Here is a 15,881-nt window from a genome sequence, read left to right on the forward strand (position 1 = left end):
TTCTATTTATTCAATAGAAGCAGCGATACAGAATGATCAAGCAACAGGCAAGTAATGAGGTGATTGGTTTGGTGCAATGGACAAGGGTTGATCTCGAGATGGCTGAGCAGAGTGAACAGGTGCTGCTTAAGTTGAATGAAGAGGGCTATGATGCGTTTTGGGTTGGTGGCTGTGTTCGGGACGAGCTGCTGGGTCGCAATGTAGATGATATGGATATTACAACCTCGGCATCCCCTGAACAAGTGATGGAACTGTTTGCAGACTGTATTCCGACAGGACTCCAGCATGGAACGGTTACTGTACGTTCAGGGGGGTACTACTTCGAGGTCACAACATTCCGTACGGAATCGGAATACAAAGACAATCGAAGACCGTCTGAAGTTCAGTTTGTCAAGGATATCAAAGAAGACCTTCAGCGTCGTGATTTTACGATGAATGCCCTGGCCATGGATAGAAGGGGGACAATCGTTGATCCTTTTGGTGGTCAAGTGGATATTCGTGAAGAACGAGTCAGATGTGTGGGCGCAGCGAGTGAGCGGTTCGGTGAGGATGCGCTTCGCATGCTTCGGTGTGTCCGGTTTGCTTCGGTTTTTGACTTCAGCATTGCCTATAACACGTGGAAAGGTCTCATGAGGCAGAGAGACTTGCTGCAACATATTGCCATGGAGCGAGTTCGTACCGAGATGGTGAAGATGATGGCTGGTCCTCATCCGCTGCGAGGTTTGGACTTGCTGCTGCATAGTAAAATACTGGAATATATTAAGGCTCCGGTGCATGGCAGCCGATTCAATAGGAATCTGCTACTTCGAATCGGGGAACTGAAAGATAATGATTCCTTACTGCGCTGGTCGCTCTTGCTGATCGCAGGTCAATATAAGAAGGATGAAGCCGATGCTTTACTGCGCAAGTGGACGTTTTCCAACGATGATCGTTTGCGCATTACCGGGGTTTTACAGTTTGATGAGTTACTGAAGACGGTTGTGCAAAACCATAAGGATCAAGTGTCATTACGGTCTGAGTGGATTAGTGCTGAACTGACGTGCGGACGTCAAGCCGCTGCGGATTGGCTCAAGATTCAACTTATTCTCCCTGCTGGCCATCTCCTTTCCGCTTCAGCAGAGGCATCATACCAAGCGATTCTTGCTAACGCAGCGGATTGGAGTCGATCCATGCCGGTGCATGAGCTGAGGGATCTCCATATTACCGGAGAGAATGTTCTTGGGCTACTCGAGCGCAAAGGTGGACCTTGGCTTGGCCAGTTGATGAAGCATTTGTTACGTGAAACAGCGATTGGAAATATAGCGAATCAGCATGAAGCGCTGACCGCCGAAGTGAAACGGGTGGCTGCAGATGACCAAGCATGAAGAACTGTTACATATGCTCATGAATGCGGATGGACGATTTGTATCAGGGGAAGAGATCAGCCGGAACCTGTCCATTAGCAGAACAGCAGTCTGGAAACATGTGAACAAGCTACGCGATCTCGGATACGAATTCGAGGCTGTCTCCCGCAAAGGATACCGCCTACTCACGAGACCAGACAGCATTGATGCAGCAGGCCTTCAACTGGCTCTGCAAACGTCTGTCTTTGGCCGTAAAGCACTCATCCTAGATTCAACCTTGTCTACGCAAGGCGATGTTCAGCAAATGGCCGAACAGGGTCAGGCAGAAGGTGCGGTAGTTCTTGCCGAGGAACAAACAGGTGGACGGGGAAGATTCGGGCGTAAATGGTTCTCACCTCCTGGCAAAGGGATCTGGATGAGCATATTGCTGCGTCCGGAGCAGCCGCTTCGGAATACGCCACAGCTGACATTACTGACGGGTGTAGCCGTTTGCCGGGCTGTTCGGGCCCATACGGGGGCCGATGCAGGCATCAAATGGCCGAACGATCTCCTGATTAACGGTCGCAAAATGTGTGGCATCCTGCTGGAGTCAGCGGTAGAAGATCATGAACTGCGTTACTGCATTGCAGGTATTGGGGTAGATGTGAATTTTGAACTTACGGACTACCCGGAGGATCTGACGTCCATTGCGACTTCAATCAAAGTCGAGACCGGACAGCAGGTGGATCGAACAAAGTTAACTGCTGCCATTTTGAATGAAATGGAACATCTTTACCTTTTGTATCAAAGGGAAGGTTTCGGTGTAATCGCGTCATTGTGGGAAGCTCTCTCCGTTACGATTCACCGGGAAGTGAAGGTTTCGAACCCGCAGGGAGATATTGAGGGAACAGCCATTGGGCTAGATCCTTCGGGGGCTTTGATTGTAGAGAAGAGAAGTGGCGAACGGATAACCGTAGTATCGGGAGAAATATCATTGATCGATTAAGGAAATTGTCGAATTTCCACTAAAATAATGAACATAACACGTGAAGTTTGGGCTGATCTTTGGTATACTGTGTTCGTGAGGCGATATCGGCTATTGCAGACCGAATTGCACTCCGGCAACAGTATGCCTGATTGGCTTGATCATGAACAGATGCATAGCAAAATGGAAAATGTGTTAAGTGAGTTGTTGGATTCTGCTCTGAGCCGAAGAGGACCGAGACAGAAGGGACGATCGCAAGTGACTCTTTTTTGACTTTTCGGGACTTTTTAGTGGAAAACTAAAAGGTTTTTTTGTTGCGTTCTGAATGAAAAGGAGAAAGGAGCCATGAAGAAAATGGCTAACAAACAAGCGTTGAATATTGTGAAAATGAAAAAATACAAGCAGGATGGCGTGCCCCTCAGCATGATTACGGCTTACGATTATCCAACGGCCCTGCTTGCGGAAGAAGCAGGCATTGACATGATTTTGGTCGGGGATTCGCTCGGCAATGTAGTGCTGGGTTATGATTCCACCCTGCCTGTGACGATAGACGATATGGTATATCATACCCGCTCTGTTGTAAGGGGTGCAGGAAACACATTCATCGTAGCGGATATGCCGTTCATGACCTATCACGGCAGTGTGGATGAAACGCTGAAGGGTGTTCGTCGTTTGATGCAGGAAGGTCATGCGCATGCAGTCAAAATGGAAGGCGGCGTGGAGATCGCGGATACCGTTAAGGCTGTAGTGCAAGCCGGCGTACCGGTTCTGGGACACATTGGACTGACACCGCAATCGGTGAATCAGATCGGGGGATATCGGATCCAGGGTAAGGATGCAGCAGATGCCAGAAGATTAATGGATGAAGCCAAGGCACTCGAAGCCGCGGGAGCCTTCGGCATTGTGCTTGAACTCGTTACCGAAGAAGTGGCAAGAGCTATTTCGGAGGAACTGTCCATTCCCACAATTGGTATCGGAGCAGGACGTGGATGTGACGGTCAGGTTTTGGTATTCCATGATGTGGTTCAGTATGCCTCTCCCTACATGCCGAAACGCTTTGTTAAAACATACGGCGATGTAGGTACGCTGATTCGTAACAGCATTGGAGCTTATGTCAAGGAAGTCAAAGACCGTTCCTTCCCTGCGGAGGAACATGTATTTACTGCCGCAGACGGCGTTGTGGAGCAGCTGTATGGACATCGCAAAGAAAAGGTGGAGAGCAACTCATGAAAGTGATTCGGACCATCACAGAACTTAGACAGGAAATTGGTTTGAAGCGTCAAGCTACACAATCCAGAGAGTCTACTGTAGGCTTGGTGCCTACGATGGGATATCTTCATGAAGGTCATGCAAGCCTGATGCATGCTGCCAAACAGCAAAGTGATATTGTCGTATTAAGTATTTTTGTAAATCCGATTCAGTTTGGGCCAAATGAAGACTTTGACAGCTACCCTCGGGATGAAGCCAGAGATGTGGAGACAGCGCGTGCGCAGGGAGTGGATATCGTATTTATTCCCTCCGTTGAAGAGATGTATCCACAGCAGACACAAACAACAGTATCGGTGTCAAGTTTGACTGAACGGCTGTGCGGTGCTTCCCGTCCAGGACACTTTGACGGAGTGACAACAGTGGTGTCGAAGCTGTTTAACATTGTCCAGCCACAGCGCGCATTTTTCGGAATGAAAGACGCACAGCAGGTAGCAGTCATCCAGCAAATGGTTAATGATCTGAATATGCCTGTTGAGATTGTTCCATGTCCGATTGTACGGGAGCAGGATGGCTTGGCACTTAGTTCGCGTAATGTCTATTTGAGTGCTGAAGATCGTCAGGAAGCTTTGGTCCTGTCCAAGGCGCTGCGTGCGGCTCAAGAAGCAGTGGATACAAGTGCTGACACGACTGCTGCGGATATACGGCGTATTCTGCGTGAGAACATCGGGCGTTCATCACGTGCTGTTATTGATTATGCCGAGATTCAGGCTTTTCCGAGTCTGGTGCCGCTTGCTGATCAGGAAAAAGTGCATGGACGAGATGATATCCTGATTGCGCTGGCTGTGAAATTTGGCAAAACGAGACTGATTGATAATACAAGATTGCAAAGAGCGGAGGTACTGTCCCATGTTTAGAACATTGATGAAATCCAAAATTCACCGTGCCACCGTTACGGAAGCCAACCTGAATTATGTGGGGAGCATTACCATTGATGAAGATCTGATGGAAACGTCTGATCTGATGGAAAATGAAAAAGTGCAAATTGTAAACAACAACAATGGTGCACGGCTCGAGACCTATGTAATTCCCGGACCACGCGGCAGCGGAGTAATCTGTCTGAATGGTGCAGCTGCACGGCTTGTGCAGCCAGGAGACACGGTTATTATCATTTCATATGCAATGATGTCTCAGGAAGAAGCGAATACGCACAAACCTACTGTGGTTTTTGTGGACGGTCAAAACAAACCTGTGCAAACCATGAAGCAGGAAGTTCACGCGACAATTATGTAATCCACTGGTAAGGGGAATGAAATCGGTCCACCTTGCAAAAAATGAGTACAGGTCACGCACTAATCCATTTTTTCAAGGGTGGGGATGCATCGATGTTCCAGCATGTTTTCGCCGAAATGAACGACATGTTAGATGAAATTATCAAGCGCTACCCTTCCGCTGAAGGTCTGAACAAACAGGAACTGCTGCAAAAGTGGAACTTGCTGAAGCGGATGAGTGACGGGATGATTGATGAGTGGCTGATGTTTGAGGAGAAGATGAGTCAGGTCAGGGATTTAGAACAGCCGGTGGCACTCCAACCGGAACAGGAAGCCGTCACGGCTCTGCCTGAAATCCATTTGGAATCCTTTAGTCGCGGTCAGGGATACTTCAAGTTACAGATGTATCCACAGGCGATTGTGCAGTTCTCACAAATTATTGCCGAATATCCGGATAGTGCACTGACTCGGTACTATCTGGGACTTGCGCATATGAACCTCAATCAAACCGCGGAAGCGGGAAGTCACCTGCGGCTCATCGTGCACCTGAATGGTTCTCCGAGGCTGAAGGGGTTAGCCTGTAATGCACTGGGCTGCCTTGAAGCCAAGATGGCGAATCCCAAAGGAGCATGTTCCTTGTTTGCACAGGCACTCCAGCATGACCCGACGTTGACCGAACCGTTGTATAATATGGAAGCCTGCAGGCTGAACAGCGGACAACTGCAATATGGAATAAGCTGACCGTACTTGAAATTCAAGTGCAGTGCAGCGGCATCAAGACGGTGTTTTCTCCTTTAAGATCATGGAGGGAACACCGCCTTTTTTGTCAGTTAATTTTCAAATGCCCGTTTTTTTGCTATGCTGTAACATAGACTGGAATGGAAGGGACTTGTACATTGCAATGAAATTTGCCGTATTGGATTTCGAAACAACCGGCACGCAGTCCGACGGTGAGATTATCCAAGCCGGACTTGCCATCATAGATCATGACTACAGCATAACTCAAATATATAGTTCTTATGTAAACCCTGGTGTGCCTATTCCTCCATTTATTACGGGATTAACCGGGATTACTGACGAAGATGTGGCGGACGCTCCCTCACTCGAAGAGATGATGATGGAGATGGTTCCGCTGCTTGACGATGTTGTCCTTGTGGGACACAACGTGGCTTTTGATTTTCATTTCCTTCAGAATGCGCTTGACCGATGCGGCTACTTGCCGTTCACCGGACGTATTCTGGATACCATTGATTTTCTCAAAATTTCATTTCCTTCACTTGGTTCTTATCAACTGGGGTATGTATCTTCAGAATTCGGATTCCAGCACGACCGTCCTCATCAGGCAGACAGTGATGCTTTGGCAACGGCCTATGTGCTCCTGAAGTGTTTGGATGAACTGCGTCAACTGCCATTGATTACGATACAGCGTCTCAGCGACCTGTTTGCACCTGAGGACAGCGATCTGGGCTGGTTCTTCGACGGCATGCGCAGTGAGAAGGAAGCAGAGCCCATACAGGATCTGGATGGACATACGTATTACCGCCAATTGGCCTTGAATGTGAGTGATTGGACTGAGATCGGTGCTCCACGCGATGAACGCGAAGGTAATCCGCTCGAAGGTGTAAGTTTTGAGCAGTATATGGATCAGGTCCGGGCCAATCTGCAGGATACCCTGGATCACTATGAAGAACGCGAGGCACAGACACAGATGTTCAGCAGTGTAAGGCAAGCGCTGGACGAAGAAAAGCATTTGTTAATTGAAGCAGGTACGGGTACGGGGAAATCCCTGGGGTACTTGCTGCCGGCCATATATGAAAGTGTGAAGCAGGAACGAAAAGTAATGGTTAGCACGCATACCATCAACCTGCAGGAACAGCTTCGGGAGCGTGATATCCCGCTGCTGACCAAAGTGGTGCCTTTTCCGTTTAAGGCTGCCGTGTTTAAAGGTCGGGGGCACTACCTGTGTCTGCGAAAGTTTGAGCACAAGATTAACAAACGTGAGTTTGCTACACCGAAAGAAGATTACTTTACAGCGGCTCAGATGATTGTGTGGCTCACCCAGACAGAGACTGGAGATGACGAGGAGCTGAACCTCAGTGCGCGCGGTGGGGACTTTTGGGAAACGGTACAGAGCGAATCGGAATCCTGCCTGGGACGTTCTTGTCCTTGGTTCAGGAAGTGCTTCTACCATCGGGCGAAGCATGAAGCAGGATTGTCCGATATCGTCATTACGAATCATTCCAAATTGTTTACGGATGTAAAAGCAGCTCATCAGCTTCTTCCTACTTACGATAGTCTCGTAATCGACGAGGCTCATCATCTCGAAGATGTGGCGGGTAAGCACCTGGGTCTTCACATGAAATATTTCACGTTGGTTCATACCCTGACCCGATTGTTTAAGGATAGTCGGAACGGTCAGCTTCCCATGCTGCGAACACAACTTGCGGGGCATGAAAATTCGGTGCAGTGGGGCTCAGTCATTGACCAGATGTTCCCGCTTGCTGTTGAAGTCAAAGAGATGTGGGATCGTTTGAGCGATGCCTTGTTTAACCTGCTGCCTGAGCGGAGTGATGCTTCTCCCGGAGAAACAGGGCAATTTTCCCTTAGACTGAAGCCTTCAATGAAACCGGCAAAGTGGCAGGAGCTGCAGGATTACGAGAACCAGATTTATGTCACACTGGGGGACTTGATCCGCAAGGGAGACAAGCTGCTTCTTGAAGTCAAAGAAGACCAGGACGATTATCAATCGGATAGCTTGATCACGGACATTACAGGTCTGCTTAAGGATTTGGCAACGCTCAAAGAAAACCTACGTTTCTTCATGCGAATGGATGATGCCAAAACGGTATACTGGATGGAGGCAAGCGGCCAGTTCCGCAGCAAATCACTGCAGCTGTATGCCGTTCCTGTCGATGTTAGTGCACAGTTGAAGGACATGTTCTTCGATAAAAAGAAAAGCGTTGTCCTTACTTCGGCTACGCTATCGGTCGATAAGTCATTTCAGTTCATGATTGAACAGCTTGGCTTGCAGGAAGCAGCCGATAATAACCGTTTGCTGACGTCCATGCTGCCATCGCCATTCCGGTATAGGGACCAGGCTTTGCTGGTCATCCCTCGTGATTTCCCAAGCGTAAAAGGCAGTGTGGGGGATGCTCACTTTGTCGACATGCTTGTACGATCTCTGGCCGAAACGGCTATTGCGACAAGGGGCCGTATGATGGTGCTCTTTACTTCATACCGAATGCTGCGCCAGGTGTATGACCCATTAAAAGAAGCGCTGTCGGGTAACGATATTTCGCTGCTCGGTCAAGGCGTTGATAGTGGTAGTCGTTCCAAGTTAACCCGCAGGTTCCAGGATGCGAAAGCAACCGTTCTGCTGGGCACCAGCAGTTTCTGGGAAGGAGTAGATATCCCTGGAGAGGCTTTAACATGTCTGGCCATTGTCAGATTGCCTTTCCAGCCACCGAACCATCCACTCGTCGAGGCGAAGAGTGAACTGCTGCAGGAACAGAAAAAGAATCCGTTTATGAAGCTGTCTGTTCCACAGGCCGTCATCCGTTTCAAGCAGGGATTCGGCAGGCTTGTTCGTACGGCTAAGGATCGGGGCATAGTCATCGTTTACGATACACGGGTGATTGAGTCTTATTACGGAAAGTATTTCCTGTATTCATTACCCGGTCCCAAAATGGAACATATGCTGACTGAACAGATGGTTCCACGGATTAGCGAGTGGCTGGAAACGCCGGCTCAGGACGCGTCTGCTTCGAATCAGGAGTGACATCGTTGCGCAATAAGGGCTTCTCGCTGTAAACTTTATTAGAGTGTGAATTATTTTTGAAGCACTTTTAACTTGATATCTTATAAGGCATCTTGCATGATTTCATTCGGAAACGAAAAAGGTTATGCGGGATGCTACATTTTTATTTATCTATTGTGGCCTTGGTAAGGGGGAGTAATGTAATGAAATCAGATAAAATTTCGGAAGCTGTGGTACGCAGGTTGCCTGTTTACTTGCGCTATTTGAATGAACTGCATCAACGTGAGGTGGGCACGGTGTCATCACAGGAACTGGGACTACGCCTGGATCTTAATCCTGCCCAGATTCGCAAAGACCTTGCATACTTTGGGGACTTCGGTCGCAAAGGCATTGGATATGACGTATCGTATCTAATCGAGAAAATCCGTCATATATTGAAAATTGATCAGCAAATCAATGTTGCTCTGGTCGGAGCTGGTAACTTGGGACATGCATTGTCCAATTACAACGCCTATCTGAAAGACAACATGAAAATTGTTGCTGTTTTCGATGCATACGGTCCTAAGATCGGCAGTCAGATTAACAGCCTGAAAGTACAGCCCATGAATGAACTAACGGACTCGGTCAAAAAAGATAATATTCGTATTGGTATCATTACCGTTCCGGATACCGAAGCTCAGAACGTAGCCGATCAGCTCGTGGAATCCGGCATTGAAGCGATTCTGAACTTTGCACCAACCATCTTGAAAACACCACCGCACGTCCGTATTCATCATGCTGATTTTACAACGGATCTGCTTAGCCTTGCTTATTATCTGGAGAACGGAAAGGACGACGAGGAAGATGACGACAAATAGATGGGTAATTCATAACGGCAAATTTGCTGTAAATAGTGGTACGGAATGGACCGTGGTTCAAGGGTATATGGTGGTTGAAGACGATAAGATTGTGCATATTGGTGAGACACTGCCGGATGGAGATGAGAGCCTGCCGAAGGTTGATGGCAAAGGACTGGTCTTTTTGCCGGGTCTGATCAATACGCATGGTCACGCAGCCATGTCCCTTCTGAGAGGTCACGGGGACGATCTGGCCCTGCAAGTATGGCTTCAGGAGAAAATGTGGCCTATGGAGGCGAAAATGACGTCTGAGGACGTGTATTGGGGCACCTCGCTTTCTGTATTAGAAATGCTGAAAGGCGGAACAACTGCATTCCTGGATATGTATGATCATATGGACCAGGTGGCAAAAGTGGTTGAACAATCCGGGATTCGTGCCGCATTGGCACGTGGTGTCATTGGTCTCTGTTCCGAAGAAGAGCAAATGCGCAAACTGCAAGAATCGGCTGCGTTTGCACGCGAGTGGAACGGACAGGCTGGTGGTCGAATTACGACGATCATCTCACCGCATGCGCCGTATACTTGCCCTCCGGATTACATAGAGAAGCTGGTACAGGTTGCACATGATCTGGATCTGCCGCTGCACACCCATATGTCGGAAACCCTTCGCGAAGTCGAACAGAATGTAACGGATTATGGACTGCGTCCAGTGGCACATCTGGAAAAGCTCGGTTTCTTCTCTCGACCTTCTCTTGTAGCTCACGCCGTACATTTGAATGATGAGGAGATTGAAATTCTGGCACGCCATGATGTAGCGGTCTCTCACAATCCGGGAAGCAATCTGAAGCTTGCTTCGGGTGTTGCGCGTGTTCCCGATCTGCTGAAAGCTGGAGTAACCGTATCTCTGGGAACAGACGGACCAGCAAGCAACAACAACCTGGATATGTTTGAAGAGATGAGACTGGCTGCTTTAATTCATAAGGGAGTATCCGGTGACCCAACAGCGGTTCCAGCGGGAGAAGCGCTGCTACTTGGAACGGGGTATGGTGCCAAATCCATCTTCCTGAACAATACGGGAGCACTTCAAGTCGGCATGAAGGCTGATTTCATTGCGCTAAATATTGAACAAGCACACTTCTATCCGCACACGGATCTAATCTCTCATACCATTTACTCCGCTTCAGCCAAGGATGTGGAGCATGTATGGGTTGACGGCAAACAGCTGGTGAAACATGGTGAATGTCTTACTATGGATGAAGAGCGCATTCTGCGCGAGTCTCAACTTGCATTTGACGGACTGCTCGCCCGTTAATTTCAGAATAGCAGCAGCGTCATAGGGGAAAGGAAGTTCGGCTTTTGAAAAGAAAAAAGAAATGGATCTGGATCTCGCTGCTCATCCTGGTTTTGATTCTGTTTGGATTACAGCGCTTCTATGTCTATATTACCCAGGACCAGCGCAACGAAGAAGCGCTAGCTATTCAAGCGGCGCAGGAGCAGCTCGGGATAACTTCTTATGAGGATCTTCGAAAATACGTCTGGGGCCAAAAAGAAGGCGAAGATAACATTTACTGGACGATGATGGCCAAAAATAAAGATAATCAGGACATCGCCGTCTGGGTTAAGTTTGATGCAACCAATAAACCGGTCACAGGAAGCAATGCTGTGCACAGTGAATTGTTGCAGAACGGGTTATCGGAAGCACAAGTTCGCAATCGATTCAGTTCTGAAGTACCGGGCGGAGAGATCAAACGAATTATGCCTGGAGTCGTCAATGGCGTCTATGTATGGCAAGTTTATTACAAAGATGATACACACAACTATTATCGATTCTATCGCTTCAGCAATGGAGAACAGGTTGATTTGGTCTATACAATTCCAAACAGTTAAACAGATATTCAGAGATTTTTCAGGTAAAATCTTCAAAGAACCGGCAGACGGAACCCCGCCTGATCCGGTTTTTTGGCGTATCTCGAAAATTATTCTGGATTTGAATAGTTAAAATTAATAATTTATTCATATTTTCGCCTTCGAAATTGTATATACGATGTGATATACTCAAATATGTATTCAAGGTTACATCAAACAGGAATAAAACCTGTTGGGCACATCACAGGTCATTCGTACACAATTCATAATATGCCTATAAGCCATAGGATGGGCCAAAATTTGGGAGGGGAAACTCACTTGAAGCTAAAAGTATTGCCTATTGCTTTAACTGCCGTCATTTCAGCCGTTGTGTTGTTTGGAGGTTGGTTTGTGTATCGTCAGGTGGCCATGCAGAATCCGATTGAAAAAATGGTAACCCAGTATGAAGGGGTTAATGATGTTCAGTTAACTATTAACCGCAATGATGTACAATTGAAACTTGATTTGCAACCAAATGTAGATTTGGGCAGATTGGTTCAATATATTCAGAAAGAAGGACAGACCCTGATCGGCTCGCGCTCATTGAAACTTGATGTCGTTGATCATTCGAATGAAGCCCTGGAGAACTGGTGGGGCGATGCAATGTTTACCGTCGCTCAGGCGATGGAGAACAAGCAGTACACCGAAATTACACCAACATTATCCAAGATGGCGACCAATGGTATTCAAGTGAATACAGCCATGGATGACAATAACGTATATGTAAGTCTTAGAGACGGAGATGCCAGCAAGTTTATTATTCTGCCGCGTGTACCCGGCCAGATAGGAGTGTGGCCTAATGCCTAAATGGACGAAGGAAGTTGCCATTGGTTTTGTCCCCGTGTTGATTATCTTTCTCGCTTTTATTGGTGTGAATATCTTTCCGATTCTGATCGCAGCAGCGGTTGTGGGCGGATTGCTGCTTATGATGCAGATGCGGGGTGGCATTACCGTTGGAGCGGGTCAGGAACGTAAGCGCAAGAAAAAAGGACCCACCAAGCTGACGTTTGAAGAAATTGGCGGACAGGATAGTGCCAAGCAGGAGCTGCGGGAAGCTCTTGATTTTCTCATCAAACATGAAGAAATTCAGAAGTTCGGGATTCGCCCATTGAAGGGGATCCTGCTTACAGGCCCTCCAGGAACAGGGAAAACCCTGATGGCCAAAGCGGCTGCACATTATACTGATTCCGTATTCGTTGCCGCTTCAGGCAGTGAGTTCGTAGAAATGTACGTCGGCGTAGGTGCTGGAAGAATTCGTGATTTGTTTCGTGATGCCAGAACACGTGCCGCGAAAGAAAACAAAGAGAACGCCATTATCTTTATCGATGAGATTGATGTTATTGGTGGTAAACGTGAAGGCGGTCAGCAGCGTGAGTATGACCAGACGCTCAATCAGCTGTTAACGGAAATGGACGGAATTTATACATCTGATACACCGCGTATTCTCGTTATTGCAGCAACAAACCGTAAGGAAATGCTGGACAGCGCCTTAACTCGTCCGGGACGTTTTGACCGTCATATCCAGGTGGACCTGCCTGACAAGAAAGGCAGAAAACATATTTTAGAGCTCCATGCGGTGAATAAACCTCTTATGGAAGGTGTAAACCTAGAGAAAACAGCAGAGGAATCCTACGGCTTTTCAGGTGCACAGCTTGAAAGTGTCATGAATGAAGCAGCAATCTACGCCATGAGAGATGGACTGCTCAACATTGAACAGCGCCACTTGTCTCTGGCGATTGATAAAGTCATGATGGGTGAGAAGACAGATCGTGAATCCAGTGTTGAAGAGAAAAAACGGGTAGCCATTCACGAATTGGGACATGCCATCATGGCAGAGCTCGTACGTCCTGGCAGCGTAAGCCAGGTTGCTCTCAGCCCGCGTGGACAGGCACTCGGTTATGTACGTCACAATCCGCAGCAGGAGCAATTCCTATACACCAAGCGTTTTCTGGAAGAACAGATCATGATTGCACTTGGCGGTGCAGCAGCAGAAGAAATGTACTATGGTGGTCGCAGTACCGGTTCACGCAATGACTTTGAACAGGCGACCAATGTTGTACAGACCATGATGGCTTCGGGTCTGACCTCGCTTGGTATTGTAAACATGGATATGGTTACAACAGAAGAGCTCATGCGCGAAAATAAAATGATTCTGCAGGATCTGATGGATCAGACCAAACGTCTGCTCGAAGAACAACGGACAATATTCGACAATTCATTGGATACGCTGATGAGAGAAGAAGTTTTGTCTGGGGAGCAATTTCGTTGTCAATTTCGTGACAGCGCCCTTTTACCGGCATAATTTATTTATGCCGGTTATTTTTTTTTACTTTTCACTCGTGCTAAGATATTATTATATGTTGGGTCGAAATTTGTAATTTTCGGCGAACAGGGTACAATAGAGAAATAGAGAACCGAAAGGATGGAGCAGAACCATGTTTTTTAAAAAAATAGGAGTTGTCGGCGGCGGCACGATGGGACAAGGCATTTCCCAGATGCTTGCAGCCAAAGGACTTGATGTGCTTCTGGTGGAGCACACGGCGGAGAAGCTTAACCATGCATATGACATGATTGAAACAAACCTCGATAAGCAATTAGAGAAATGGGCTATTACCAAAGCCGAGAAAAAATTGATTTTATCCCGTATTACCAAAGTAGCTCATCTGGCAGAACTGGGATCATGCGATATGGTTATCGAAACGATCTCGGAAGACCTGGAAGCCAAAAAGGCCGTATTTAGCCAATTGGATCAAGTTTGCCCAAGCAATGTTATTCTTGCAAGTAATACATCCACGCTGAGTTTGACCGAGCTTGCAAGCTCGACCAAGTACCCAGAGCGTGTTATTGGTATGCACTTTATTCACCCGGTTTCCCGGGTTGACCTTGTAGAAATTATTCGTGGTTTGAAAACATCGGATTCCACTTTCGATGAAACAAGAAGATTTGTGGAAGAGGTTGTAGACAAAAAAGGTGTAATGATCTATGAATCCCCTGGATTCGTTACGTCCAGACTGATTTGCTTGCTGATCAATGAAGCTCTTCATGTCCTTCAAGAAGGCGTTGCTTCTGCTGAAGATATTGATGATGCAATGCGTATCGGATACAACTTCCAGCATGGCCCGCTTGAAATGGCTGACCGTTTCGGATTGGACTCCGTTGAAGCTGCGCTAGAAAGAATGTTCCGTGAATTCGGAGAGCTCAAATATCGTCCTTCTACCGTATTGAAGAAAATGGTACGTGCAGGACATCTCGGAGTTAAGACGGGCGAAGGATTCTTCAAGTACGACAAGGATGGTGACCGGCTGTGAAAATACTCGTAATCAACGCGGGGAGCTCCTCGCTTAAATATCAATTGTATGACATGACGGATGAGTCCGTACTCGCTAAAGGACTGGTTGAACGGATCGGGATGGATTCCTCCATTCTTACACACAAACCGACGGGCCGTGAGGATGTTACAGAAGTCAGTGAAATTTTGGAGCATACAACGGCAATTCGTAAAGTTATCGATATTTTGACAGATAAAGAAAACGGCGTGCTTGGTTCAGTCGATGAGATTCAGGCGGTTGGACACCGTGTCGTTCACGGCGGGGAAGCCTTCAAGGAATCTGCTCTGGTTGACGATGCAGCGAAGGCTGAAATTCGCCGCTTGTTCGATTTGGCACCACTTCACAACCCAGCAGCAATGATGGGTATTCGTGCGGCTGAACTTAATATGCCAGGTGTACCTCAGGTCATGGTATTTGATACAGCATTCCATCAGACGATGCCTGAGAAAGCATATCTCTACGCGATTCCGCGTGTACTGTACAAAAAATATAAAGTGCGTCGTTACGGTGCCCATGGTACTTCCCATGACTACGTAAGCAAGACTGCAGCTGAGTATGTTGGCCGTCCAGTAGAAGATCTCAAAATCATCACTTGCCACGTCGGTAACGGCGGTAGCGTAACGGCAGTAAAAGGTGGCGTATCCGTAGATACATCCATGGGTATGACTCCGCTTGAAGGTCTGATGATGGGAACGCGCAGTGGTGACCTTGACCCGGCCATCGTGCCTTACGTAATGAACAAGGAAGAACTGAGCGTGAGCGAAGTGAACTCCATGTTGAACAAACATAGCGGACTGCTTGCCATCTCGGGCATCAGCAGTGACATGCGTGAGATTACGGAAGGAATGGAGAACGGTGATGCGAACTCCACCCTTGCATTCGAAATGTACGAATATCGTTTGCGTAAATACATCGGTTCATATGCAGCAGCAATGAACGGTGTGGACGTGATTGTATTTACAGCAGGTGTGGGAGAGAACTCCGTCGTTCTTCGTCAAAAAGTATGCGAGCAGCTTACTTACCTGGGTGTGGAAGTGGATGAAGCTCTCAATGCCATCCGTTCCGGCGAACCGCGCCGAATCACAACAGCAAACTCCAAGGTTGAGGTTCTCGTTGTACCTACCAATGAAGAATTGGTGATTGCACGTGATACACACCGAATCGTATTGAATTCTAAGTAATCTAATTGTAAAGTGAATATAGCATGTCAAGGAAGTGCAGGGGACAGGCTGAGGCCTGCCCGCTGCATTTTCAAATTTAGGAACCAAGG

General features: G+C 47.6%; 14 protein-coding genes. All 14 read left to right on the forward strand.

Annotated features, from left to right (window positions below; all coding sequences use genetic code 11):
- The first annotated feature begins 32 nt into the window (after positions 1–32).
- The 14 genes from AC3WQ3_RS14700 (at position 33) to AC3WQ3_RS14765 (ending at position 15,792) form a co-directional block, all read left to right on the forward strand.
- Complete coding sequence (locus tag AC3WQ3_RS14700) at positions 33–1,364, forward strand: CCA tRNA nucleotidyltransferase (protein ID WP_492472615.1); 1,332 nt, start codon at positions 33–35, stop codon at positions 1,362–1,364.
- On the forward strand, positions 1,351–2,328 hold the full coding sequence (locus tag AC3WQ3_RS14705; RefSeq protein ID WP_492472617.1) for a biotin--[acetyl-CoA-carboxylase] ligase: 978 nt from the start codon (positions 1,351–1,353) through the stop codon (positions 2,326–2,328). Before AC3WQ3_RS14700 ends, AC3WQ3_RS14705 begins: the two co-directional genes overlap by 14 nt.
- Before the next feature lie 333 nt (positions 2,329–2,661).
- Positions 2,662–3,537, forward strand: coding sequence for a 3-methyl-2-oxobutanoate hydroxymethyltransferase (gene panB, locus AC3WQ3_RS14710; RefSeq protein ID WP_336780843.1), 876 nt, complete (start codon positions 2,662–2,664; stop codon positions 3,535–3,537).
- Positions 3,534–4,430, forward strand: a complete 897-nt coding sequence (gene panC / locus AC3WQ3_RS14715; RefSeq protein WP_336780756.1) for a pantoate--beta-alanine ligase — start codon at positions 3,534–3,536, stop codon at positions 4,428–4,430. Before panB ends, panC begins: the two co-directional genes overlap by 4 nt.
- Entirely contained in the window at positions 4,423–4,806 is a 384-nt protein-coding gene (gene panD / locus AC3WQ3_RS14720) for an aspartate 1-decarboxylase (protein WP_095292807.1), read from the forward strand. Before panC ends, panD begins: the two co-directional genes overlap by 8 nt.
- A 41-nt stretch (positions 4,807–4,847) precedes the next feature.
- Entirely contained in the window at positions 4,848–5,525 is a 678-nt protein-coding gene (locus AC3WQ3_RS14725; protein WP_341175654.1) for a tetratricopeptide repeat protein, read from the forward strand.
- Between the two features lie 160 nt (positions 5,526–5,685).
- Complete coding sequence (dinG, locus tag AC3WQ3_RS14730) at positions 5,686–8,562, forward strand: ATP-dependent DNA helicase DinG (RefSeq protein ID WP_492472618.1); 2,877 nt, start codon at positions 5,686–5,688, stop codon at positions 8,560–8,562.
- A 182-nt stretch (positions 8,563–8,744) separates the two neighbouring features.
- Entirely contained in the window at positions 8,745–9,398 is a 654-nt protein-coding gene (locus AC3WQ3_RS14735; protein ID WP_127540332.1) for a redox-sensing transcriptional repressor Rex, read from the forward strand.
- Positions 9,385–10,689, forward strand: coding sequence for an amidohydrolase (locus AC3WQ3_RS14740; RefSeq protein WP_251643650.1), 1,305 nt, complete (start codon positions 9,385–9,387; stop codon positions 10,687–10,689). Before AC3WQ3_RS14735 ends, AC3WQ3_RS14740 begins: the two co-directional genes overlap by 14 nt.
- A gap of 44 nt (positions 10,690–10,733) precedes the next feature.
- Entirely contained in the window at positions 10,734–11,264 is a 531-nt protein-coding gene (locus AC3WQ3_RS14745; protein WP_336780759.1) for a hypothetical protein, read from the forward strand.
- Between the two features lie 297 nt (positions 11,265–11,561).
- Positions 11,562–12,089: a hypothetical protein gene (locus AC3WQ3_RS14750; protein WP_095292793.1), complete on the forward strand. Its 528-nt coding sequence runs from the start codon at positions 11,562–11,564 to the stop codon at positions 12,087–12,089.
- Positions 12,082–13,584, forward strand: a complete 1,503-nt coding sequence (locus AC3WQ3_RS14755) for an AAA family ATPase (protein WP_154895657.1) — start codon at positions 12,082–12,084, stop codon at positions 13,582–13,584. The genes AC3WQ3_RS14750 and AC3WQ3_RS14755 overlap by 8 nt, the downstream gene beginning before the upstream one ends.
- A gap of 133 nt (positions 13,585–13,717) precedes the next feature.
- Entirely contained in the window at positions 13,718–14,590 is an 873-nt protein-coding gene (locus AC3WQ3_RS14760) for a 3-hydroxyacyl-CoA dehydrogenase family protein (RefSeq protein ID WP_095292788.1), read from the forward strand.
- The gene (locus AC3WQ3_RS14765; RefSeq protein WP_095292787.1) at positions 14,587–15,792 is read left to right on the forward strand and encodes an acetate/propionate family kinase; all 1,206 of its coding nucleotides are present in this window, start codon (positions 14,587–14,589) and stop codon (positions 15,790–15,792) included. The genes AC3WQ3_RS14760 and AC3WQ3_RS14765 overlap by 4 nt, the downstream gene beginning before the upstream one ends.
- Positions 15,793–15,881: the final 89 nt, after the last annotated feature.

This window comes from Paenibacillus sp. FW104-T2 (assembly GCF_058789975.1).